Here is a 266-nt window from a genome sequence, read left to right on the forward strand (position 1 = left end):
TCCACCTGCAGCTCGCAGGCCACCGAGAACCAGTTCACCAATTGCGCGCCCGCGGCGGTCATACGTGCCCACGCGGCTTGCTGTACGGTTTCGTTGAAGGTACCAGAGGCGTCGGTGACCACGAACACCTCGAAGACTTCGTCAAGGCCGTCAAGGCGACCGGCCGCAAGCAGATCATCATTGCCGGTGTGGTGACGGATGTGTGCGTTGCCTTCCCAACCCTGTGCGCCCTGGCCGAAGGCTTCGAGGTGTTCGTGGTCACCGAC

1 pseudogene is annotated in these 266 nt (G+C 62.8%); it reads left to right on the plus strand.

Annotated features, from left to right (window positions below):
- Positions 1-191: 191 nt before the first annotated feature.
- Positions 192-266 (plus strand): annotated as a pseudogene (locus AC0L3B_RS39600) (hydrolase); the annotation flags it as partial.

Source organism: Bradyrhizobium sp. Kon56, assembly GCF_055807635.1.